Genomic DNA, 25,112 nt, shown 5'->3' with positions numbered 1-25,112 from the left:
CATCTGCCCGCGACCCCGGGACCTTCTCTATGACAACCGCTTCCCCACTCACCGCGGTACCCCCCACGGCCCCAGGGCCTCCGGCCGAGGCGCCCTCCGACGCGCCTCCCGGGACAGCCCCGCTCCGAGTGCTCCTCCGCTATGCCCGTCCGCATCGGCCGGTGCTCATCGCGACCCTGCTGCTGGTCCTCGCGGCCAGCGCGGCCGGACTGGTGCAGCCGCTCGTGGCCCAGCATGTGCTGGACGGACTGAGCGACGGGCGTGGCGTGCTCGGCCCTGTACTTCTGCTCGCCGCGCTTGTCGTGCTCGGCGCCGGGCTCACCGGGCTCCAGTCCTGGTGGCAGCAGCGGACCTCGGAACGGGTGGTCCGGCAGATCCGCCGGGACCTGGTCTTCCGGCTGATCCGGCTGCGTGTGCCCGAACTCGACCGCCGCCCGCCCGGCGATCTCATCGCCCGTGTCACCTCCGACAGCGCCCTGGTGCAGAACGCCGCCACGGAGGGCCTGGTGATGGTCGCCAACGGCGTGCTCAGCATCCTCGGCGCGGTGGTCCTGATGGCCGTGGTGCATTTCGGACTGCTCGGCGTGACGGCCGGCGTCCTGCTCGCCGTCGCCCTGGTGATGGTGCTGATCCTGCCCCGTATCCGCGAGGCGGTCGCCCGCTCGCAGGAGTCGGTCGGCGCGGTGGGCGCCGCGCTGGACCGTACTCTCGGCGCCGCCAGGACCGTCAAGGCCAATGGCGCGGAGGGCCGCGAGACCGAACTCGCCGGTGAGGCGATCGAGGGCGCCTATCGCGCGGGACTGACCGGCGCCCGCTATGTGGCGATGGTCAAGGTCCTGTCCGGTGTCTCCATCCAGGCCGCCTTTCTCGCCGTGCTCGGTGTGGGCGGCGCCCTGGTGGCCTCCGGCGATCTCGACGCGTCCGCGCTGATCGCCTTCCTCCTCTATGTCTTCTATCTGGCGAGCCCGGTCGGCTCCCTGGTGGCCGGGCTGAGCATGCTGCAACAGGGCCTCGGCGCCGTCGGCCGTATCGAGCAGGTCAAACACATGCCGGTCGAGGACGATGTCGATCCCGATCCCGAGGTCGATCCCGATACCGGCGGCACGGCACCGGAATCACGTCCGTCCGGCGCGCCACCGGTGGAGTTCCGGGACATACGGTTCTCCTATCCCGGCCGGGGACCCGCGCTGCGCGGGATCTCGTACACCGTTCCGGGCGGCACCCAGACCGCGCTGGTCGGCCTCTCCGGCGCGGGCAAGACCACGATGTTCGCGCTGCTGCAACGCTTCCATGAACCGGCGTCGGGCCGGATCCTCATCGACGGTGTGGACATCGCCACCCTGCCCAGGGCCGAGGTGCGCCGGCGGATCGCCTATGTGGAGCAGGAGTCGCCCGTCATGGCGGGCACGATCGAGGACAACCTCCGGTACGCAGCCACCGATGCCTCGGACCAGGACATCGCCGAGGTGCTGCGGCTGACCAGGCTCGACACCCTGATCGAGCGCCTACCCGACGGGTTGCGCACCTCGGTCGGCAATCGCGGTGTCACTCTCTCGGGCGGCGAGCGCCAGCGGCTGGCCATCGCGCGGGCCCTGCTGCGCCGGCCCGAGGTGCTGCTGCTGGACGAGGCCACCGCGCAGCTCGACGCGAACAATGAACGGGCGCTGCGGGAGGCGGTGGACCAGGCGGCCCGGCGCTGCACCGTGATCCTGATCGCGCACCGGCTCTCCACGGTCACCGAGGCGGACCAGATCGTGGTGCTCGAACATGGTCAGGTGCGCGCCGCCGGAACCCATCGGGAGCTGGTGGAGGCCGATGTCCTCTACCGCGAACTCGCCTCCTCCCAGATGCTCGTCAACGAGCCGGACGGCGGGAACGGCGCGAGCGGCGGAATCGGCGCATTGGCCGAGGCACCGAGCTGAATCACAGGGAACGGATATGAGTAAGGGCGTTCCGCCGAAGAGGCGGAACACCCTCACCTGGTTTTGCTATGCGGTGCTGTCCGGTGTGTCCGGTCAGCCGGTCAGGGCATTGAGCCTGGCCAGATAACCGTCGCGGTGACCCGCCACATTCGGGTGGTAGGACTCATTGATCTTGTCCCATTCCAGGCTGGTCACCCAGGCGGTACCACCTGAGCAGAGAGTGTGCGGATCGAATACCGGCCGGGCGTCCAGGAATTCGAAACCGGCCTCGGCCGCACGGGCCGACATGACGGAGGCCAGAGTGTCGGCCGCCGAGTTCATGGCCGTACGCTCGGTGTCGCTCAGTCCGAATATTCCGCAGTTACCACGGATGGTGTAGAGCCGCGGATAACCGATGACGATTACTCTCGCGTTGGGCGCCTTGGCGCGCACCGCGGCGTAGGTCTGCGCCAGCGCCGGAGACAGATACGCCTGCGCCGCCTGCTTCGCCAGCTCGACGCCGTTGACACAGTCCCGGTCGTCGATGGTGAGGATGCAGTTCGCCAGTACATCGACGAAACCGACGTCGTTGCCGCCGACCTGGAGCGTCACCAGCGTGGTGTCCGCCGTCAGCTGAGGGATCTGCGAATTGATCACATCGGTCGTGGTGGCACCGGAGCACGACGCCTCCACGAAGGCGACCGACGGGTGCTGGGCCGCCCACAGCCGGGGATAGGCCAGCGGGCCGCGCCGGCATTCGGCATTGGGATCGTCGTACGTGCGGGTTCCCGGGGCGACGGCGTACGAGTCACCCAGGGCCACATACTTGCCCGCGGCGGCCTGGGCCGAGGTCGATATCGTGGCCGCCGCGACGAATGCAAGCAGGACGGTGAAAAGTACCTTTAATGAGCGCACGGAAATGCTTCTCCAATGGTGGGGGCATGGACCCATCATGGATAGCAGTTCAGAACGTCATAGTGTTGTCGTGTCCATGAAAAAGTGATGACGTTTTATGAGGTATATGGATGGCGGTGGCCACCAGCCCCCGGCCGGCCGTCCAACGGCCCGAGAATTCATCGTAACGACGGTTTTCGACAACCGGGCCCGGTACCAAGAGCCTTGCCTGAAAGGTCCGTTCGACCGGATTGATGGCTATTTCCGCCTCGGAGAAATCGAGTTCACGTCCGGTGAGTGGATACCAGACCTTGAAAACGCTCTCCTTGGCGCTGAAAAGCAGCCGGTCCCAGCTCACCTCGGGATGACGCTCCGTCAGGAGCCTCAGATGCTCGGCCTCGTGCGGCAGCGTGATGGCCTCCAGCACACCCTCCGGCAGCGGCGCGTCGGGCTCCGCGTCGATGCCGACCGCCGCCGTACCGTCCTCGCCGTCCGATCTGGCCACCACCGCCGCGCGATAACCGTCACAGTGCGTCATGCTGCCCACAATGCCTTTCGGCCACTGCGGCGCGCCCCGTGGATTGGGCAGCAGCGGTACGGGCGGCTGTCCCAGCCGGTGCAGCGCGCGCCTGGCCAGCAGCCGTACGGTGGTGAACTCCCGCCGCCGCTTGGCCACGGCCCGTGCCACATGGGCACTCTCCTGCGGGAACAGCGCCTCGTCGGGGCCCGGCACGGGATCGTCGTACGCCGCCTCGGCCATGACCGAGGACGGCAGGATCTCGCCGATCACCGGACGCCCTGCCCGCCCGGCGTCGGCAGAATCTGCCGCAGCGGCTCCCGGGGCGGCCGTTTGCTCCACTCGCGCGGATAGCCCACCGAGACCTCCTCGAAGCGGACTCCGTCGTACCAGGTGACCCGGGGGATATGCAGATGCCCGTAGACCACGGCGGCGGCGCGGAAGCGCACATGCCAGTCGGCGGTCAGCTCGGTACCGCACCACTGCGCGAACTCCGGGTAGCGCAGCACCCGGGTGGGCTCGCGCACCAGCGGGAAGTGGTTGACCAGGACCGTACGCAGCGACGGATCGAGGGCGGAGAGCCGGCGCTCGGTGTCCGCGACCCGGGCCCTGCACCAGGCGTCCCGGCCGTCGTAGGGATCCGGGTGGAGGAAGTACTCGTCGGAGCAGACGATGCCCGCGTCGGTCGCCACGCGCAGCGACTCCTCCATCGTGGTGGCGCCGGGCGCCAGGAACGAGTAGTCGTAGAGCACGAAGAGCGGAGCCACCGCCGCCGGACCGTCGGCGCCGTGCCACACCGGATAGGGATCCTCGGGAGTGGCGATGCCCAGCTCACGGCAGAGCTCGACCAGCCGCAGATACCGCTTCTCGCCGCGCAGATCGCACGGATCCTGCGGATGCGTCCACAGTTCATGGTTGCCCGGAGCCCAGATCACCTGGGTGAACCGGTCGCTGAGCAGCCGCAGCGTCCACTCGATGTCCGCGTACTTCTCGGCGACATCGCCCGCGACGATCAGCCAGTCCTCGTCGGAGTCCGGTCGCAGCCTCTCGACCAGCGCGCGGTTCTCGTCGTACACGACATGCAGATCGCTGACGGCCAGGAGTCTTCCGTCGGGCACAGTACCGGACCTTTCCCTCGGGTGCTGTCGGCTTCTGTCGGCCTCGGACGCCGGACCGTGCCCGGCGCAGTCACCCTGCGAGATTACGCGGAAACATATGACGTGGCTTCAGCGCCTGTGTTGCGGGCAGATGTCGGCTCCACTCACCCGCCGGCCGCCAGCGGGGACTCCTGGGCGGGCGCGGCGCGGGCTGCGTGCAGCCGGGCGTAGGCGCCTCGCTCCCGGATCAGCTCGTCATGGGTGCCGCGCTCGACGATCCGCCCCGAATCCATGACGACGATCATATCGGCGTCACGGATGGTGGAGAGCCGGTGCGCGATCACAAAGCTGGTCCTGCCCGCGCGCAGGGTGTTCATCGCACGCTGGATGAGGACCTCGGTACGGGTGTCGACCGAACTCGTCGCCTCGTCCAGGACCAGGACCGCGGGCCTGGCGAGAAACGCCCGCGCCACCGTGATGAGCTGCTTCTCCCCGGTGCTGACGCCCGACGACTCGTCGTCCAGCACCGTGTCGTAGCCCTCGGGCAGGGTACGGATGAACCGGTCGGCGCAGGTCGCGCGCGCGGCGGCCACGATCTCCTCGCGGCTCGCGCCCTCCTGCCCGTACGCGATGTTCTCGGCGATCGTGCCGCCGAAGAGCCAGGTGTCCTGGAGGACCAGACCGAACCGCGCGCGCAGCTCGTCGCGTGTCATCGACGCGATGTCCGTCCCGTCCAGCAGGATGCGGCCTCCGTCGACCTCGTAGAACCGCATCAGGAGATTGCCGAGCGTGGTCTTGCCCGCGCCCGTGGGCCCGACGATCGCGACCGTACTGCCCGGCTCCACGGTGAGCGACAGATCCTCGATCAGCGGTGTCTCGGGCGAGTAGCGGAACGACACCTGGTCGAACCGCACCTGGCCCCGGACCTCGCCCGGCCGGGCCGGAGGCTCCGGATCGGGAGCCTGCTCCCGCTCGTCGAGCAGCGTGAAGACCCGCGCGGCGGAGGCGATCCCGGACTGGAGCCGTCCGGCCACGCTCGCGACCTGCACGATCGGCTGGCTGAACTGGCGGGAGTAGAGGATGAAGGCCTGGACGTCCCCGAGCGTCAGCGTCCCGCGTACGACCTGCCACGCACCGGCCACCGCCACGGCCACATAGCCGAGATTGGCGATGAACATCATCGACGGCTCTATGGTGCCCGAGGCGAACTGGGCCTTCGCGCCCGCGCGGAACAGCGCCTCGTTCTGTGCGTCGAAGTGCCGCTCGGCCTGTTCGCGCCGGCCGAAAGCCTTCACCAGCGAGTGGCCCGTATACATCTCCTCGACATACGCGTTCATCGCGCCCGTGGCGGCCCACTGGTCCGTGAACCGGGGCTGGGCCCGCTTGCTGATCCATGCCGCGAGTGCCGCCGACACCGGCACGCTCGCCAGCATGACCAGCGCCAGCGAGGGCGAGATCACCAGCATCAGGATCAGCATGGTCACGATCGAGATCACCGAGGTGATCAGTTCGGCGAGCGTCTGCTGGAGCGTCTGCTGGAGATTGTCGACATCGTTGGTCGTACGGCTCAGCACCTCGCCGGCCGGATGGCGGTCGAAGTAGCGCAGCGGCAGCTTCCCGAGCTTCTCCTCCGCACGCTCGCGCAGCTCGAAAACCACCTTCTGGACGACGGCCGAGACCAGCCTGCCCTGGACGAGCATGAAGAGCGAGGCCGCGACATAGAGGACGAGCAGGAGCAGCAGCACCTCGCCGACCCGGCCGAAGTCCACCCCTGGCGTTGCGTTCTGACCACCCGTCAGAGCACCCTCGACGATCAGGTCGGTGGCTCTCCCGAGCAGGAGCGGGCCGAATGCGTTGCAGCCGATCCCGGCGATCCCGAGGACGAGCGCCAGGGCGACCAGGGAGCGGTGCGGGCGGAGCAGCCCGAGGAGTCTGCGGCCCGGTCCGGTGGATTCCGCCCGGTCAGGGCTGTCCGGCGAGACCATGGACGGCCTCCTCCTCGGTGAGCTGGGAGAGCGCTATCTCGCGATAGGTCGTGCTGTCGCGCAGCAGAGACTCATGGGTACCTGTGCCGACGACACGGCCCTCGTCCAGCACCACGATCCGGTCGGCGGAGCGGACCGTGGCCACCCGCTGGGCGACCGTGAGCACCGTCGCTCCCGCGATCTCGGGTGCCAGCGCGGTGCGCAGCGCGGCGTCCGTGGCGTAGTCGAGCGCCGAGAAGCAGTCGTCGAACAGATAGATGTCGGGCCGGCGCAGCAGAGTGCGCGCGATGGCCAGCCGCTGGCGCTGACCGCCCGAGACATTGGTGCCGCCCTGGGCGATCGCCGCGTCGAGACCGTCGGGCATGGCCCGGACGAAGTCGGCGGCCTGGGCGGTACACAGGGCCCGCCAGAGCTCCTCGTCGGTGGCGTCCGGTTTCCCGAACCGCAGATTGGTCGCGACCGTCCCGGAGAACAGATACGGCCGCTGCGGTACGAAGCCCACGGCGCGGCTCAGCACCTCGGGATCCAGCTCCCGTACGTCGACGCCGCTGACGCGTACCGAGCCGTCGGTGACATCCATCAGCCGCAGCACCAGATTGAGCAGAGTCGTCTTGCCGCTGCCGGTGCTGCCGAGGATCGCCACGCTCTCACCGGGCGCCGCCGTCAGATCGATCCCGTGCAGTATCGGTTTCTCGGCGCCCGGGTAGCGGAACTCCGCACCACGGATATCGAGTCGGCCCGCCTCGCCCGACCGTCCGCCCGCGTCGCCTGCCACCGTCCGTACCGGCTCGGCAGGCGGGACGACGCTTGTCGCGGTGGCCACGATCTCCTGGATACGCGCGGCGGACACCTTCGCGCGCGGCACCGACAGAAACACGAACGCGATCATCACGACCGACATCAGGATCAGTGAGAGATAGCTCAGAAACGCGCTCAGCGCGCCGATCCGCATCGCGCCGCCGTCGATGCGATACGCGCCCGCCCACAGGATCGCCACCATGAAACCGTTCATCATCAGCAGCACCACGGGCAGCATCGACGCGATCAGCCGGCCCACACGCCGTGACACATCGAAGAGTTCGGTATTCGTCCGGGTGAACCGGGCGCGCTCATGGGCGTCCCTGACGAACGAGCGCACCACCCGCACACCGGTGATCTGCTCCCGCAACAGCCGGTTCAGCCGGTCGAGATACGTCTGCATCCGCTCGTAGAACGTTCCCATGCGGGCCAGAAGCAGTCCGAACGCGGCACCGACGACCACCACCAGGACCACCAGGATCAGCGCCAGCGGAATGTCCTGCTGGAGCGCCAGGACGACACTGCCCAGACACATCAAGGGCGCCGAGACCACGATGCCGAAGCCCGACTGGGCCAGCGTCTGCACCTGCTGGACGTCATTGACCGTACGCGTCAGCAGCGACGGTGTACCGAACCGGCCCACCTCACGGGCCGAGAAGTCCAGCACCCGGCGGAAGACCACCGAGCGGAGATCGCGTCCCATCGCCATCGCGGTCCGGGCGCCGAGCGACACCGCGCCGACGGCCGCCACGATCTGGACGAGCGCCACGGCCACCATGACCGCGCCGACCCGGGTGATGTAACCGCTGTCGTCGGCGACCACTCCGTTGTCGATCAGCGCCGCGCCGAGCGTCGGCAGCAGCAGCGTGCCGAGAATCTGGACCAGTTGCAGAAGAACGAGCAGGGCCGCCGGCCATCGATAGGGACGTACATGAGTGCGCAGAAGTCCGAACAGCACGGAAAGACACTCCGGTTGACAGAGCCGGCCCGGACGCCGACGCACACAGTGCACCGCACCACCGGCCCGAAAATCCCTAGTGTTCTCCCGGATCTTCTCCGGATCGCTCTTCCCGGCGGTGTCCGTACTCGGGAATTCCCTAGTAAGCCCGGGATTTCTTGACACCGAGGCCGGCGGCTTGCGAGCGTGCCGGTGTCTATCGTCCGGACAGAAGCGTATTCGATGCGAGGTCGTCGACCTGGCTCTGCGTTTGGGCGGTCTCTCGGTGGTCGAGAAGGAGTAGGTATGTCCAAGCGTGCGCTGATCACTGGAATTACCGGGCAGGACGGTTCTTATCTGGCCGAGCATCTGCTGTCCCAGGGGTATCAGGTCTGGGGTCTGATCCGAGGGCAGGCCAATCCGCGCAAATCCCGGGTCAGCAGGCTTGTATCCGAACTGTCGTTTGTCGACGGCGATCTCATGGACCAGGGAAGTCTGGTCTCCGCCGTCGACACCGTGCAGCCCGACGAGGTCTACAACCTTGGTGCGATCTCGTTCGTGCCGATGTCGTGGCAGCAGGCGGAGCTGGTCACCGAGGTCAATGGAATGGGTGTGCTGCGGGTCCTCGAAGCGATCCGGATGGTGAGCGGACTCAATGGCTCCCGCGCGGCCGGCGGCGGCCAGATCCGCTTCTACCAGGCGTCGTCCTCGGAGATGTTCGGCAAGGCCGCCGAGACTCCGCAGCGCGAGACGACGCTCTTCCATCCGCGCAGCCCGTACGGCGTCGCCAAGGCGTACGGGCACTTCATCACCCGTAACTACCGTGAGTCCTTCGGGATGTACGCGGTCTCCGGAATGCTCTTCAACCACGAGTCGCCGCGCCGCGGTTCCGAGTTCGTGACCAGGAAGATCTCCCTCGCGGTCGCCCGGATCAAACTCGGTCTCCAGGACAAACTGCACCTTGGGAACCTCGACGCGGTACGTGACTGGGGCTTCGCCGGCGACTATGTGCGCGCCATGCATCTGATGCTCCAGCCCGACGAACCGGACGACTATGTGGTGGGCAGCGGCGCCATGCACTCGGTCAGGGACGCGGTACGGATCGCCTTCGAACATGTGGATCTGAACTGGCAGGACTATGTGGTCATCGATCCCGAACTGGTGCGTCCCGCCGAAGTCGAGGTGCTCTGCGCGGACAGCGACCACGCCCGCACCAAACTGGGCTGGAAGCCCACCGTCGACTTCCCCGAACTGATGAAGATGATGGTGGACGCCGATCTCCATCAGGTCTCCCGCGAACATGAATACGGCGACCTTCTGCTCGCCTCCAACTGGTAGCGGATCGTCGGGCCGCAGGAAACTAGGGAATTCCCGCCGCGCTTCCGACGACACTCCTGATTCATGTTCGGCCGCCGGCTGTCGAGATGGGTTGAGTTGAGATGGACAACGAACAGAAACTCCGGGACTACCTCAAGCTTGCGACCGCCGATCTCCGAAGGACGCGGCAGCGGGTCAACGACCTGGAGACGGCCGCCCAGGAGCCGATCGCCATTATCGGTATGACCTGCCGCTATCCCGGAGGCGTCAGCAGCCCGGAGGATCTGTGGCGTATGGTCGAGGCCGGTGAGAACGGTATTTCGGAGTTTCCCGCCGACCGTGGCTGGGACACCGAGGCACTGGCCTCCTCCGCGACCTCCTCCGGCGGATTCCTTCACGACGCGCCCGACTTCGACGCCGACTTCTTCGGTATCTCGCCGCGCGAGGCCGTGGCCATGGATCCGCAGCAGCGGATCGTGCTCGAATCCGCCTGGGAGGCCTTCGAACGTGCCGGTATCGACCCGGCCTCGGTCAAGGGCAGCCAGACCGGTGTCTTCATGGGAGCGATGGCCCAGGACTACCGGGTCGGGCCCGCCGACGGAGCCGAGGGATTCCAGCTCACCGGCAACACCGGCAGTGTGCTCTCCGGCCGTATCTCCTACACGTTCGGCACGGTCGGTCCCGCCGTCACCGTCGACACCGCCTGCTCGTCCTCCCTGGTGGCCGTCCATCTCGCCACCCAGGCACTGCGCTCCGGCGAGTGCTCCCTCGCCCTCGCCGGCGGAGTCACCGTCATGTCGAGCCCGGGCACCTTCATCGAGATGGGTCGGCAGGGCGGGCTCTCCGCCGACGGACGCTGCCGCTCCTTCGGCGACACGGCCGACGGCACCGGCTGGGCCGAAGGCGTGGGCGTGCTGGTGCTGGAGCGGCTCTCGGACGCGCGGCGCAACGGTCACGAGATCCTCGCCGTCGTCCGGGGCAGTGCGGTCAACCAGGACGGCGCCTCCAACGGACTGACCGCGCCCAACGGCCCTTCCCAGCAGGAGGTCATCCAGCAGGCCCTGATCAACTCCCGTCTCTCGGCCGACCAGATCGACGCCGTGGAGGCCCATGGCACCGGCACCACTCTCGGCGACCCCGTCGAGGCACAGGCGCTGCTCGCCACCTACGGTCAGGGCCGTGACAGAAGCCGGCCGCTGCTGCTCGGTTCGGTCAAGTCGAACATCAGCCACACCCAGGCCGCCGCCGGTGTCGCCGGTGTGATCAAGATGGTCATGGCGATGCGCCACGGAGTGCTGCCACGGACGCTGCTCGCCGACGCGCCCACCTCGCACGTCGACTGGGAGCGCGGCGCGGTCCGTGTCCTCACCGAGAACACCGCCTGGCCCGAGACGGGAGAGCCCAGGCGGGCCGCCGTCTCCTCCTTCGGTATCAGCGGCACCAACGCGCACACCGTCGTCGAGCAGGCGCCTCCCTCGCCTGAGGCCCCGGAAGCGGCGGACGCTCCGCCCGAGCCCGGCACCGTACCTCTCCTGGTCTCCGGGCGGACCGGAGAGGCGCTGCGGGCCCAGGCCGCCGCGCTGCTCTCCGCCCTGGAGACCGCTCCCGGCACGACCGTCCTCGACACCGCCTGCTCCTTGGCCACCACCCGGGCCGGCTTCGAGCACCGCGCGGTGGTCCTCGCCGCCGACCGCGCCACCGCGCTCGCCGGACTGACCGCCCTCGCCGAGGACGGCGCCTCGGCCGATCTCGTCCAGGACACTGCCCGGAGCGAGGGCAAACTGGCGTTCCTCTTCACCGGCCAGGGCTCGCAGCGCCTCGGCATGGGTCGTGAACTCCACGCGCGGTTCCCGGTCTTCGCCCACGCCCTGGACGAGGCGCTCGACGCGCTCGAACCGCTGCTGGACCGCCCGCTGCGAGAGGTGCTCTGGGGCGAGGACGCCGAGGCGCTGGACCGTACGGAGTACGCGCAGCCCGCGCTCTTCGCCGTCGAAACCGCGCTGTACCGCCTGGTCGAGTCCTTGGGCATCAAGCCCGACTATCTGACCGGCCACTCCATCGGCGAGATCACCGCCGCCCATGTGGCCGGAGTGCTCTCGCTCGCCGACGCCGCCACGCTCGTCGCCGCCCGGGGCCGGCTGATGCAGGCGCTGCCCGCCGGTGGCGCCATGACCGCCGTACAGGCCACCGAGGACGAGATCGCCGCACTGTTGGCCGGACACGAGGACACCGTGTCGGTCGCGGCGGTCAACGGTCCCTCGGCGCTGGTGCTCTCCGGCGGGGAGGAGGCCGTCACCCGGATCGCGGACCGGCTCGGCGCGGAGGGCAGGAAGACCAAGCGGCTCCGGGTCTCGCACGCCTTCCACTCGCCGCTCATGGAGCCGATGCTCGACGAGTTCCGCGCCGTGGTCGAAGGGCTGACGCTCCAGGCGCCGCTGACGCCGTTCGTCTCCAATCTCACGGGCGAGCCCGCGACGGTCGCGCAGGTCACCTCCGCCGACTACTGGGTGGACCATGTGCGCCGCGCCGTACGGTACGCGGACGGCGCCCGCTGGCTGGCCGGTCACGGCGTGACCACGTTCCTCGAACTCGGCCCCGACGGCGTGCTCTCCGCGATGACCGAGGAGTGCCTCGACGCGACGGACAGCGATACGGCGGGCAGCGACACGACAGGCAGTGCGGACGGCGCCGCGCGGGACCGTGCCGCGCTGCCCGCGCTGCGCTCCGGCCGGCCCGAGATCCGGGCTCTCACCGCAGCCCTGGCCGGGCTGTATGTACGAGGTGTCACCGTCCGCTGGGACGCGTACTTCGCCGCCACCGGAGCCCGCCGCGTCGACCTGCCGACCTATGCCTTCCAGCGCCGTAGGTACTGGCCCAAGGAAAGCCAGGGCCAGAGCGCCGATCTGCGGGCCGCCGGCCTCGGCGCCGCCCACCATCCGCTGCTCTCGGCCGCAGTCTCCCTCGCCGACTCCGAAGGCGCCCTGCTCACCGGCCGGCTCTCGCTGCGGACCCATCCGTGGCTCGCCGACCACACCGTGCGCGGCACCACCCTGCTTCCCGGCACCGCCTTCCTCGAACTCGCCGTGCGCGCCGGTGACGAGGTCGGCTGCGACCGCGTCGAGGAACTGACGCTGGCCGCGCCGCTGATCCTCCCGGAGCGAGGAGGCGTTCAGGTCCAGCTCTGGGTCGGCGCGCCCGACGACTCGGGCCGCCGTACCGTCCATGTCTACTCACGCCCTGAGGACGGCGACGAGACGGCGTGGACTCCGCATGCCACCGGTGTACTCGCGATCGGCGAGGAGCGGGAGCAGGTGCAGGCGCGGGCGCTGGAGCACGTCGGCTTCGACGCCTCCGTCTGGCCGCCGGCCGGAGCCGAACCCGTCGCCACCGACGGGCTGTACGAGCGCCTTGCCGAGGACGGCTTCACGTACGGTCCGCTCTTCCGAGGGCTCCGCTCGGTCTGGCGGCGCGACGGCGAGGTGTACGCCGAGGTCGCGCTGCCCGAGGGCGGTACGAACGGCGGTACGGACGACGCCGAGGCCTTCGGACTGCATCCCGCGCTGCTCGACGCGGCGCTGCACGCGGCCTCCTTCATAGAACTCGGCACGGAGAGCCGAGGCGGACTGCCCTTCTCCTGGGAGGGCGTCTCGCTGCACGCGACCGGCGCCTCGGCGCTACGGGTACGGCTCTCTTCGGCAGGCGAGGACGCGGTCTCGATCAGCGTGGCCGACACCTCCGGCGCGCCGGTCGTCTCCGTCGACTCGCTGGTGCTGCGCCCGGCCTCGGCGACACCTCTCAACGGCGCAGCCACGGCGGCCCGGGACGCGCTGTTCGCCCTGGACTGGGTGGCGGTACGCAGTGCTCCGGCGCTTCCTGGCCCGGTCGCCCTGGTCGGCCCTGACGCGTTCGGACTCGCCGGGGACCCCGCGCTGGCGACCGGCGGGATCCACCCGGACCTGGCGTCGCTGGCGGCGGCGGAGACCTCGGTCCCCGATGCCGTCCTGATGACGCTCACCGGTGAGCCCGGCGCCGACACGGCCCACACTCTGACGGCCGACGTCCTCGCCACCGCGCAGGCCTGGCTCGCCGAGGAGCGGTTCGCCGACTCCCGGCTGGTGTTCGTGACACGTGGCGCGGTCGGTGGCCATGACCCGGCGGCGGCAGCGGTCTGGGGCCTGGTGCGCTCCGCGCAGTCCGAACACCCGGGCGCCTTCGGGCTCCTGGATCTGGACCCCGAGGGACCGGCCGAGCCGCCACTTCCCGCCCTGGGCTCGGACGAGCCCCAACTGATCGTCCGGGGCGGCGAGATCCTCGCCGGACGTCTGGTCCGCAGAGCCCCCGGCGACACCCACACCGCCTCCACCTGGGACACCGAAGGCCGTGTCCTGATCACCGGTGGTACGGGCGGTCTCGGCGCGGTCTTCGCCCGGCATCTCGTCGCCGAGCACGGTGTACGGAAGCTCCTGCTGGTCAGCCGCCGAGGCCCGGCCGCTGAAGGCGCCGAGGAGCTGGCCGCCGAACTGACCGCCCAGGGCGCCGATGTCGTCCTCGCCGCCTGTGACGCGGCGGACCGCGAAGCCCTGGCGGAGCTGCTCGCCGAGCACACCGTCTCCGCCGTGGTGCACACGGCCGGAGTGCTGGACGACGGCGTCATCGGCTCGCTCACGCCCGAGCGGCTGGATGCCGTACTGCGTCCCAAGGCCGACGCGGCCTGGCATCTCCATGAGCTGACCCGCGAGCTCGATCTGACGGCCTTCGTGGTCTTCTCCTCTCTTGCCGGGGTCCTCGGCGGCGCCGGTCAGGGCAACTACGCGGCGGGCAACGCCTTCCTCGACGCGCTCATCGAGCGCCGGCGGGCCGAAGGGCTGCCCGGCACCTCGCTCGCCTGGGGCCCTTGGGAGCGTCCGAGCGGAACGACCGGCGGGATGACAGGCACTCTGGCCGACGCCGAGGCGGAGCGGCTCTCGCGCTCGGGAGTGCCTCCGCTGCCGGTGGAGCAGGGCGTGGCGCTCTTCGACACCGCGCTGGCGTCCGGCGAGGCCGTGCTCGTACCCGTACGGCTGGATCTGCCGGTGCTCCGCGCTCAGGGCGAAGTCCCGTACGTACTACGGTCGTTGATCCGTACCCGCGCCCGCAGGGCCGCGGTCTCCGGCTCCGCCACGGCCGGCGGACTGGCCCAGCGGCTCGGCCGGCTGGACGAGACCGACCGTGTCGATCTGCTGCTCGATCTGGTGCGGGCACAGGTCGCCCTCGTACTGGGCCATGCCGGTGGCCAGGACATCGACGCGGGCCGTGCCTTCCGTGAGCTGGGCTTCGACTCGCTGACGGCGGTCGAACTGCGCAACCGGCTCACCACCGTGACCGGTCTCCGGCTGCCCGCCACGCTGGTCTTCGACCATCCGACCGTCCGGCATCTCGTCACCTACATCCTCGGCGAACTCCTCGGCGCGGAACCGGCACAGGCCGCTCCCGTACCGGCGCGCGGCGCAGCCGTGGCCGACGATCCGATCGTGGTCGTGGGCATGGCCTGCCGCTATCCGGGCGGTGTGGCGTCACCGGAGGATCTGTGGCGGCTGGTCACCGAGGGCACGGACGCCATCTCCGGATTCCCGGCCAATCGCGGCTGGGACCTGGATTCGCTCTACCATCCGGATCCGGACCACGCCGGTACGGCGTACACCCGCTCCGGCGGATTCCTGCACGAGGCGGGCGAGTTCGACCCGGCGTTCTTCGGGATGAGCCCGCGCGAGGCACTGGCGACCGACTCGCAGCAGCGGCTGCTCCTGGAGGCGTCCTGGGAGGCCGTCGAGCGCGCGGGCATCGATCCGCTCTCGCTGCGCGGCAGTTCGACGGGCGTCTTCGCCGGAGTGATGTACAGCGACTACAGCGCGGTTCTCGCGAGCCCCGAGTTCGAGGGCTTCCAGGGCAGCGGCAGTTCGCCGAGTCTCGCCTCCGGCCGTGTCTCGTACACGCTGGGCCTGGAGGGCCCGGCCGTGACCGTCGACACCGCCTGTTCGTCGTCGCTGGTCGCCCTGCACTGGGCGATGCAGGCGCTGCGCTCCGGCGAGTGCTCGCTCGCGCTGGCCGGCGGCGTGACCGTCATGTCGACACCGTCGGTGTTCGTGGACTTCTCCCGGCAGCGCGGGCTCTCGCCGGACGGCCGCTGCAAGGCCTTCTCCGACACGGCCGACGGCGTCGGCTGGGCCGAGGGCGTCGGCATGCTGGTGCTGGAGCGGCTCTCGGACGCGCGGCGCGGCGGCCACGAGATCCTGGCCGTCGTCCGGGGCAGCGCCGTCAACCAGGACGGCGCCTCCAACGGACTGACCGCGCCCAACGGCCCTTCCCAGCAGCGGGTGATCCGCCAGGCGCTCGCGGGCGCCGGACTGTCGGCCGAGGACGTCGACGCCGTGGAGGCCCATGGCACGGGCACCACTCTCGGTGACCCGATCGAGGCGCAGGCCCTGCTGGCCGCCTATGGACGCGACCGTGATCCCGCGCGTCCGCTGCTGCTCGGCTCGGTGAAATCCAACATCGGGCACACCCAGGCGGCGGCCGGTGTCGCGGGCGTCATCAAGATGATCATGGCGATGCGGCACGGCACGCTCCCGCGGACTCTCCATGCCGAGCTGCCCTCCTCGCACGTCGACTGGTCCGAGGGCGCCGTGGAACTGCTCACCGAGCAGACGCCCTGGCCCGAGACCGGCCGTCCGCGCCGGGCCGGGATCTCGTCCTTCGGTATCAGCGGCACCAATGTCCACACCATCATCGAGCAGGCCCCGGCCACCGTGATCCCGGCACGGACCGCGCCGCGCGCCGCCGCGGGACCCGTACCCTGGCTGATCTCCGGCCGGACCGGGGACGCCCTGCGCGGCCAGGCGGCCCGGCTGCTCGCGTATGTACGGGCGGAGCCCGGACTCGACCTGCTGGACGGCGCGTTCTCGCTGGCCACGACCCGCTCGCAGTTCGACCGGCGGGCGGCCGTGGTGGCCGGCGACCGTGAAGCGCTGCTGAGGTCGCTGGCCGCACTGGCCGCCGGACGTGCCGACGCAGGAGTTGTCGAGGGCGAGGCGGTGCGGCGCGGCAGGACCGCGCTGCTCTTCACCGGGCAGGGCAGCCAGCGGCCCGCCATGGGACGTGAACTTTACGAGCGGTTCCCGGCGTTCGCCGAGGCGCTGGACGAGGTGGTCGCCGTACTCGATCCGCTGCTGGACCGTCCGCTGCGCGAGGTGCTGTTCGCCGCAGAAGGCACGGCCGAGGCCGCGCTGCTGGACGGGACCGGCTGGACGCAGCCCGCGCTGTTCGCGGTCGAGGTGGCGCTGTACCGGCTCGTACGGAGCTGGGGCATCAAGCCCGACTATGTGGCGGGCCACTCGATCGGCGAACTCGCGGCGGCCCATGTCGCGGGCGTGCTGTCGCTCGCCGACGCCTGCGCCCTGGTCGCGGCCCGCGCGAAGCTGATGCAGGCGCTCCCGGCAGGCGGTGCGATGGTCGCGGTCCAGGCGACCGAGGAGGAGGTGACCTCGTATCTCTCCGAGCGTGTCTCGGTCGCCGCCGTCAACGGGCCCTCCTCCGTGGTGATCTCCGGCGACGAGGACGCGGTACGGGAGATCGCCGCCGCGTTCGAGGCCCGGGGACGCAAGACCAAGCGGCTGCGCGTGAGCCATGCCTTCCACTCGCCGCACATGGCCGGAATGCTCGACGCGTTCCGCGCCGTCGCCGCCGAACTGACCTACGCTCCGCCGCGGATCCCGCTCGTCTCCAATCTGACCGGTGATCTCGTCACCGCCGAGCAGGTGTGCTCCCCGGAGTACTGGGTCGAGCATGTCCGTGCGGCGGTCCGCTTCGCCGACTGTGTGACGACACTGCGTGACGCGGGCGTGACCACCTTCCTCGAACTGGGACCCGACGGACCGCTCACCGCCATGGCGCAGGACATCCTCGGCGACACGTACGACGCCGAACTCGTCCCGCTGCTCCGCGCGGACCGTACCGAGCAGCTCGCCGTCACCACCGCGCTGGCCCGGCTCCAGACCCATGGTGTGTCCGTCGACTGGTCCGCCTACTTCGCGGGCAGCGGAGCACGCCGGGTGGATCTGCCCACGTACGCCTTCCAGCACGAGTTCTACTGGCCGCAGCTCACCGCGGCGCCGGCCCAGGCCGCCACCGATCCGGGCGACCAGCGTCTGTGGGCCGCCGTGGAGCGCGGCGACGCCGACGAACTGGCCACGATCCTCGGCCTCGGCGAGGGAGACCACGGTTCGCTGGGCTCCCTGCTGCCCGCGCTCACCTCCTGGCGGCGCGGCAAGCGCGAGAAAACCCTGCTCGACTCGCTGCGCTACCGGACCCGGTGGGTGACGCTCGGCAGGCCCGCCGCGCCCGTCCTGGACGGCACCTGGCTGCTCGTCACCAGCGACGGCACCGATCCCGCACTCTGCGACGAGCTGACGGGCGCGCTCGGTGCCCATGGCGCGCGTGTACGCAGGCTGGAGCTCGATCCGTCGTGCGCCGACCGGACCGTACTGGCCGAACGGCTGCTGGCCGTCGAGGAGTACGACGGCACGGCGAACGTCCTGTCCGTACTCCCGCTGGACGAGCGTCCGAGCGCCGCGTATCCGCCGCTCACCGACGGGCTCGCCCTGACCGTCGCGCTCGTCCAGGCGCTCGCCGGCACCGGCGCGCGAGGACGGCTGTGGACCGCCACCCGGGGCGCCGTGTCGACCGGGCCCGCCGATCCGCTCACCCGTCCGGCCCAGGCCACGGCCTGGGGACTCGGCAGGACCGTCGCGCTGGAGCACCCGAGGCTCTGGGGCGGACTGGTCGATCTGCCCGGGACGCTCGACCAGCGGGCCGCGCAGCGCCTCGCCGGAGTGCTCGCCACCAAGGACGCTCCCGACGGCGAGGACCAGGTGGCCCTGCGCGCCTCCGGAGTCCATGGACGCAGGCTCGTCCGCCACTCGGTCGGAGAGCTGCCCGCCGCACGGGAGTTCACCGCCCGGGGCACCGTGCTCATCACCGGCGGCACCGGCGGTCTGGGCGCCGAGGTGGGCCGCTGGCTGGCCCGCGCGGGCGCGGAGCGGCTCGTACTGACCAGCCGGCGCGGGCCCGACGCGCCCGGCGCCGCCGCTCTCCGCGCCGAACTGGAGGAGCTGGGCGCGCACGTCGAGATCGTCGCCTGCGATGTCGCCGACCGTGCCGCGCTCGCCGCCGTACTGGACGGCATTCCGGACGAGACGCCGCTGAGCGGAGTCGTGCACACCGCGGGCGTCGGCCAGTTCGGACCGCTCGAACAGACCGGCCTCGCCGAATTCGCCGAGCTGACCTCGGCGAAGCTCGCGGGCGCGGCCCATCTCGACGCCCTGCTCGGCGACCGCGAACTCGACCTGTTCGTCCTGTTCGGCTCCATCGCCGGTGTCTGGGGCAGCGGCGGCCAGAGCGCCTACGGCGCCGCCAACGCCTATCTCGACGCGCTCGCGGAACACCGCCACGCCCGGGGACTGACCGCCACCTCCCTCGCCTGGGGACCCTGGGCCGAGGCGGGCATGGCCGCCGACGGAACGGTCTCCGCCACCTTCGAACGGCAGGGCCTCGGCCTTCTGGAGCCAGGACCCGCGATCACCGAACTGCGCCGCGCGGTCCTCGGCCAGGACACCACCGTCACGGTCGCCGACGTCGACTGGGAGCGCTACGCCCCGGTCTTCACCTCGGCGCGTCCCAGCGCGCTCCTCGCCGACCTGCCCGAGGTACGGGCACTCACCGTCGCCGCCGAGGCGCACGACACCGGCCGGGCCTCGGAGTTCGTCACGCGCGTACGGGCCCTGACCGAGCCCGAGCAGATCCGTCTCCTCGCCGATCTCGTACGGAGCGAGGCCGCCGCCGTCCTCGGACACGGCTCCGCCGACGGCGTACCGGAGGCACGCGCCTTCCGTGAGATCGGCTTCGACTCGCTCACCGCCGTCGAACTGCGCAAGCGGCTGTCCACGGTCACCGGACTCACTCTGCCCAGCACGATGGTCTTCGACTATCCGACGCCGCTGGAGCTGGCGCGGTATCTGCGGGCCGAGATCCTCGGCGCCGTCCTGGAGACGGCAGGGCCCGTCGCCACCGGCGCCGCCGACGACGAGCCCATCGCCATCATCGGGATGAGCTGCCGCTTCCCGGGCGGAGCCGGCTCTCCCGAGCAGCTCTGGGAGCTGGTCACACAGGGCGTGGACGCGGTGTCCGAGTTCCCCGTGAACCGCGGCTGGGACGCCCAGGGCCTCTACGATCCCGACCCGGACCGGCCGGGCAGGACGTACTCGACACAGGGCGGATTCCTGCACGAGGCGGACGCGTTCGACCCGACGTTCTTCGGTATCTCGCCGCGCGAGGCGCTGGTGATGGATCCTCAGCAGCGGCTGCTGCTGGAGACCACCTGGGAGAGCTTCGAGCGCGCCGGGATCGATCCCGTGGCCGTACGAGGCAGCCTCACCGGCACCTTCATCGGCTCCAGCTACCAGGAGTACGGACTCGGCGCGGGCGACGGGGCCGAGGGCCATATGGTCACCGGCAGCAGTCCCAGTGTGCTGTCCGGGCGGCTCTCCTATGTCTTCGGGCTCGAAGGCCCTGCCGTCACGGTCGACACGGCGTGCTCGTCCTCGCTCGTCGCCCTGCATCTCGCCTGCCAGTCGCTGCGCAACGGCGAGTCCACACTCGCGGTCGCGGGCGGCGCCACCGTCATGACCACGCCCGCGCCCTTCGTCGCCTTCAGCAGGCAGCGGGCCCTCGCCCAGGACGGCCGCTGCAAGGCGTTCTCCGACGACGCGGACGGGATGACGCTGGCCGAGGGCGTCGGCATCCTGCTGGTGGAGCGGCTCTCCGACGCCCGCCGCAACGGACATCCGGTGCTGGCCGTGATCCGTGGCTCGGCCATCAACCAGGACGGCGCGTCCAACGGACTCACCGCGCCCAACGGCCCGTCCCAGCAGCGTGTCATCCGGCAGGCCCTCGCCAACGCACGGCTGGATCCGTCGGACATCGACGCCCTGGAGGCCCATGGCACGGGAACGCCGCTCGGCGATCCGATCGAGGCCCAGGCGCTGCTGGCCACCTACGGCCGCGAACGCGATCCGGAGCGTGCGCTTCTGCTCGGCTCGGTGAAGTCCAACATCGGGCACGCCCAGTCCGCCGCCGGAGTGGCCAGTGTGATCAAGATGGTGATGGCGCTGCGTCGTGGTGTGCTGCCGCGTACGTTGCACGCGGAGAGGCCGTCGTCGCATGTGGACTGGTCCTCCGGTGCGGTGCGGTTGTTGTCGGAGGCGGTGGAGTGGCCGGAGACGGGCCGTCCGCGTCGGTGTGCGGTCTCGTCCTTCGGTATCAGCGGCACCAACGCGCACACGCTGCTGGAACAGGCACCGGCCGAGGAGGAGTCCTCGGAGGCCGTAGGCACGACCGCGCCCGGGGCCGGTCCTGGCACCGGTCCGCTGCCCTGGCTGATCTCGGCCCGTACCGGCTCCGCGCTCCGTGAGCAGGCCGCCCGGCTGCTGTCGTACATGGAGACGCAGGAAGCGCACGGTCCCGCGCTGAGGCCGCTGGATGTGGCCCACTCGCTTGTCTCGTCCCGCTCCGCCTTCGAGTACCGGGCCGTGCTCGTGCCGGGCGCGGGAGAGGACCCGATGGCGGCCCTGAGCGCGGTGGCGGCGGACGGACCGTCGTCCGTGGTCGCCCGAGGCGTCGCGGATGTCGAAGGGAGGACGGTGTTCGTCTTTCCCGGTCAGGGTTCGCAGTGGGCCGGGATGGGTGCGCAACTCCTCGATGAGTCGCCGGTGTTCGCGGAGCGGATCGCGGAATGCGCGGCTGCGCTGGGCGAGTTCGTGGACTGGTCGTTGGTGGATGTGTTGCGGGGTGTGGAGGGTGCTCCGTCGTTGGGGCGGGTGGATGTGGTGCAGCCTGTTTCGTTTGCGGTGATGGTGTCGCTGGCGGCGGTGTGGCGTTCGTACGGTGTGGAGCCCGATGCGGTGGTCGGTCACTCGCAGGGCGAGATCGCGGCTGCTGTGGTGTCCGGTGCGCTCTCGCTCCAGGACGGTGCGCGGGTGGTGGCGTTGCGCAGTCAGGCGATCGGTCGTCGTCTGGCCGGGCATGGCGGGATGATGTCGGTCCCGCTGCCGGTGGCTGAGGTGGAGAGCCGTCTTGAGGCATGGCCCGGCCGGATCTCCGTGGCGGCCGTCAATGGTCCGCGTTCGGTGGTTGTTTCCGGTGAACCGGAGGCTCTGGACGAGCTGTTCGCGGAGTTGTCGGGCGAGGAGGTACGGGTTCGTCGTATCGCGGTGGATTACGCGTCGCATTCGGCGCAGGTGGAGGGTCTGCGCGAGGAGCTTCTCGATGTGCTGGGGCCGGTGCGTCCGCGTACGGCCGAGGTGCCGTTCTTCTCCACGATGACCGGTGGATGGCTGGATACGGAGGAGATGGAGGCGGAGTACTGGTTCCGCAATCTGCGGCAGCGCGTGCTCTTCGCCGACGCGATCCGTGATCTGCTGGGCGCGGGCCACCGTAAGTTCGTGGAGGTCAGCTCGCATCCCGTACTGACCATGCCGGTACAGGACATGATCGACGAGACCGGTGAACCGGGCGTCGCCGACGGAACGCTCCGCCGCGACCACGGCGGCCTCTCGCGCTTCATGCTCTCCGCCGCCGAGCTGTACGTACGCGGAGTCGAGGTCGACTGGAGCGTCCTCTTCGCGGACACCGGCGCCCGGCGTGTGGATCTGCCCACCTATGCCTTCCAGCGCGAGCAGCTCTGGGCCGTACCTCCCGTGCCGGACCGGACGGTCGTGGCGGATCCCATGGACGCGGAGTTCTGGACGGCGGTGGAAGAGGAAGACCTGTCCGCGCTGACCTCCGCCCTGGGCACGGACGAGGACTCGGTGGCGGCAGTGCTGCCCGCGCTCTCGTCCTGGCGCAGGTCCCGCCGGGACCGCTCCACCGTCGACTCCTGGCGCTACCGGGAGTCCTGGACACCGGTCGGTACGGTCCCTCCGGCACCGCTGTCCGGTGTCTGGCTGGTGGTCTCCGCCGAGGCCCACGGCGACAGCGAGATCGTCGGCGCCCTGAGCGGCCATGGCGCCGAGGTACGACGGCTCGTACTGGACGAGTCGTCTCTGGACCGCGAGGCCCTCGCCGCGCTGCTGGCCGAGCACGCCGGACAGCACCCGACCGGCCGGACCGCTGAGATCAGCAGCCGGGCCGATGAGATCAGCGGCTCCGGTGAGAGCGCCGGGACCGGCGCGGCCGGTGAGCCCGTCGGCTTCGCCGGGATCGTCTCGACGCTCGCCGCCGCTGAAACGCCGTCAGAAATCCATCCCGGCCTGGCACTCGGTCTGGCCCTGACCGTCTCGCTCGTCCAGGCGCTGGGCGACGCCGGGATCGACGCGCCGCTCTGGTTCCTCACCCGTGGCGCGGTCTCCACCGGCCGCTCCGACGCGCTCGTCTCGCCCGTCCAGGCGCAGATCGCCGGCGTGGGCTGGACCACGGCCCTGGAGCATCCGCAGCGCTGGGGCGGTGTCATCGATCTGCCCGCCACTCTCGACCAACGGGCCGCCGGGCGGCTCGTGTCGGCTCTCGCCGGCGCGCTCGGCGAGGAGGACCAGCTCGCCGTTCGCTCCTCGGGTGTGTTCGCACGCCGGATCGTGCGCGCCGCGACCGGCGACCGTGAGCCCGCCCGCGACTGGACTCCACGCGGCACCACGCTCATCACCGGCGGTTCGGGCACGCTCGCGCCGCATCTCGCGCGCTGGCTGGCCGCACAGGGCGCCGGACATCTGGTGCTGATGAGCCGCCGTGGCATGGACGCTCCGGGCGCGGCCGAACTCGTCGCCGAACTGGCCGAGTCGGGCACCGAGGCGACCGTCGCCGCCTGCGATGTGACCGACCGCGACGCCGTCGCCGCGCTGCTGGCCGCCCTCAAGGCCGAAGGCCGTACCGTACGCACCGTCGTCCACACCGCCGCGCTGATCGAGCTGTACGCGCTGGCCGAGACGAGTCTCGACGCCTTCGCCCGGGTCATGCACGCCAAGGTGGCCGGCGCCCAGGTGCTGGACGAGCTCCTCGACAACGACGAGCTGGACGACTTCATCCTCTACTCGTCCACCGCCGGGATGTGGGGCAGCGGCGCGCACGCCGCCTATGTGGCGGGCAACGCGTATCTCGCCGCGCTCGCCGCCCACCGCAGGGCCCGAGGGCTGCCCGCCCTCTCCCTCTCCTGGGGCATCTGGGCCGACGATCTCCAACTCGGCCGCGTCGACCCGGGAACGATCCGGCGCAGCGGGCTGGAGTTCATGGCGCCGCAGCTCGCGCTCACCGGGCTCAAGCGTGCCCTGGACGACGAGGAGACCGCCATCGCGGTCGCCGACATCGACTGGGAGACCTACTACCCCGTCTTCACCTCCGGCCGCACGAGCACGCTTTTCGCCGAGGTGCCCGAGGTACGGCGGCTCACCGAGGCCGCCGAGCGGTCCATCGGCACCGTTGCCGAGGGCGAGTTCATGACCCGGCTGCGCGCGCTCCCGCCGGCCGAGCAGGAGCGGCTGCTGCTGGAGACGGTCCGTACCGAGGCCATGGCCGTCCTGGGCCTCTCGTCGCCCGACGCCCTGCCGGACCAGCGTGCCTTCCGTGATGTCGGTTTCGACTCGCTCACGGCGGTCGGGCTGCGCAACCGGCTCGCGTCCGTCACCGGACTGACGCTTCCGACGACCATGGTCTTCGACCATCCCAGTCCCGCCGCGCTGGCAGGCTTCCTCAAGAACGAGATGGCGGGCGCCCGTACGGTGGCCGGAGGACCGGTGACCGCCGCGCTGGCCGCCACCGACGACGATCCGATCGCCGTCATCGGTATGAGCTGCCGCTATCCCGGCGGAGTCAGCTCGGCCGAGGAGCTCTGGCGGCTGGTCAGGGAGGGCGGCGACGCCATCTCCGGCTTTCCCGCCGACCGCGGCTGGGACGCCGAAGGGCTCTACGACCCGGATCCCGACCGGCAGGGCAGGACCTACTCCGTCCAGGGCGGATTCCTCCACGACGTCGCCGACTTCGATCCCGGCTTCTTCGGGATCTCGCCGCGCGAGGCGGTCTCCATGGATCCGCAGCAGCGGCTGCTGCTGGAGACGGCCTGGGAGACCTTCGAGCACGCCGGGATCGATCCGGTGAGCCAGCGCGGCAGTATGACGGGCACCTTCGTCGGCGCCAGCTACCAGGACTACGCCTCCGCCGTGCCCAACTCGGCCGAGGGCTCCGAGGGCCATGCGATCACCGGCACGCTCTCCAGCGTGCTCTCCGGACGGGTCTCGTATCTCTTCGGCTTCGAGGGCCCGGCCGTCACGCTCGACACCGCCTGCTCGTCCTCGCTCGTCGCGATGCATCTCGCCTGCCAGTCGCTGCGCAACGGCGAGAGCTCCCTCGCGCTCGCCGGCGGTGTGAGCATCATGTCCACTCCGCTCTCCTTCGTCGGCTTCAGCAGGCAGCGGGCGCTCGCGGCCGACGGCCGCTGCAAGGCGTACGCGGACGCCGCCGACGGGATGACGCTCGCCGAGGGCGTCGGTCTCGTACTGCTGGAGCGGCTCTCCGACGCACGGCGCAACGGCCATCACGTACTGGCCGTGGTACGCGGCAGCGCCGTCAACCAGGACGGCGCGTCCAACG

General features: G+C 70.5%; 8 protein-coding genes (1 of these 8 running past the window's edge). 3 read left to right on the top strand and 5 right to left on the bottom strand.

Features of this window, described 5'->3' with window-relative positions:
- Nucleotides 1-161: 161 nt before the first annotated feature.
- Nucleotides 162-1,922, top strand: coding sequence for an ABC transporter ATP-binding protein (locus tag ACFV6H_RS17690; RefSeq protein ID WP_385542657.1), 1,761 nt, complete (start codon nt 162-164; stop codon nt 1,920-1,922).
- Nucleotides 1,923-2,015: 93 nt separating this feature from the next.
- Here the strand turns inward: ACFV6H_RS17690 and ACFV6H_RS17685 are convergent, their stop codons facing one another.
- The 5 genes from ACFV6H_RS17685 to ACFV6H_RS17665 all read right to left on the bottom strand — a co-directional run bounded on the left by ACFV6H_RS17685 (nt 2,016) and on the right by ACFV6H_RS17665 (nt 8,150).
- Nucleotides 2,016-2,816: an SGNH/GDSL hydrolase family protein gene (locus ACFV6H_RS17685; protein ID WP_256098306.1), complete on the bottom strand. Its 801-nt coding sequence runs from the start codon at nt 2,814-2,816 to the stop codon at nt 2,016-2,018.
- A gap of 49 nt (nt 2,817-2,865) precedes the next feature.
- The gene (locus ACFV6H_RS17680; protein WP_385542653.1) at nt 2,866-3,585 is read right to left on the bottom strand and encodes a 4'-phosphopantetheinyl transferase; all 720 of its coding nucleotides are present in this window, start codon (nt 3,583-3,585) and stop codon (nt 2,866-2,868) included.
- Nucleotides 3,582-4,430 carry a metallophosphoesterase family protein gene (locus ACFV6H_RS17675; RefSeq protein ID WP_385542650.1) on the bottom strand — a complete coding sequence of 283 codons (849 nt, stop codon included), beginning with the start codon at nt 4,428-4,430 and terminating at the stop codon, nt 3,582-3,584. Before ACFV6H_RS17675 ends, ACFV6H_RS17680 begins: the two co-directional genes overlap by 4 nt.
- Nucleotides 4,431-4,573: 143 nt before the next feature.
- Nucleotides 4,574-6,394 (bottom strand): ABC transporter ATP-binding protein, encoded by a 1,821-nt coding sequence (locus ACFV6H_RS17670; RefSeq protein WP_385542648.1) that lies wholly within the window; start codon nt 6,392-6,394, stop codon nt 4,574-4,576.
- Nucleotides 6,372-8,150: an ABC transporter ATP-binding protein gene (locus ACFV6H_RS17665; protein WP_385542644.1), complete on the bottom strand. Its 1,779-nt coding sequence runs from the start codon at nt 8,148-8,150 to the stop codon at nt 6,372-6,374. The genes ACFV6H_RS17670 and ACFV6H_RS17665 overlap by 23 nt, the downstream gene beginning before the upstream one ends.
- A gap of 285 nt (nt 8,151-8,435) precedes the next feature.
- Between ACFV6H_RS17665 and ACFV6H_RS17660 the strand changes: the two genes are divergently transcribed.
- Entirely contained in the window at nt 8,436-9,467 is a 1,032-nt protein-coding gene (locus ACFV6H_RS17660) for a GDP-mannose 4,6-dehydratase (RefSeq protein ID WP_385542641.1), read from the top strand.
- Between the two features lie 101 nt (nt 9,468-9,568).
- Nucleotides 9,569-25,112, top strand: partial view of a type I polyketide synthase gene (locus tag ACFV6H_RS17655; protein ID WP_385542638.1) — the 5' portion only. 13,235 nt of this gene lie beyond the right edge of the window; only the first 15,544 of its 28,779 coding nucleotides appear in the window; the start codon lies at nt 9,569-9,571; its stop codon lies beyond the right edge, outside the window.

This window comes from Streptomyces sp. NPDC059743 (assembly GCF_042732975.1).
In the GTDB taxonomy this organism is placed as follows: Bacteria; Actinomycetota; Actinomycetes; order Streptomycetales; family Streptomycetaceae; genus Streptomyces.
The sequence above is the reverse complement of the archived record's forward strand: the minus strand, read 5'-3'. Positions and strand labels throughout refer to the sequence as shown.

What these genes read in the sequence shown, in the direction of transcription:
- ACFV6H_RS17670 (WP_385542648.1), bottom strand. Translation starts at nt 6,394, where the DNA reads ATGGTCTCGCCGGACAGCCCTGACCGGGCGGAATCCACCGGACCGGGC.
- ACFV6H_RS17660 (WP_385542641.1), top strand. Translation starts at nt 8,436, where the DNA reads ATGTCCAAGCGTGCGCTGATCACTGGAATTACCGGGCAGGACGGTTCT.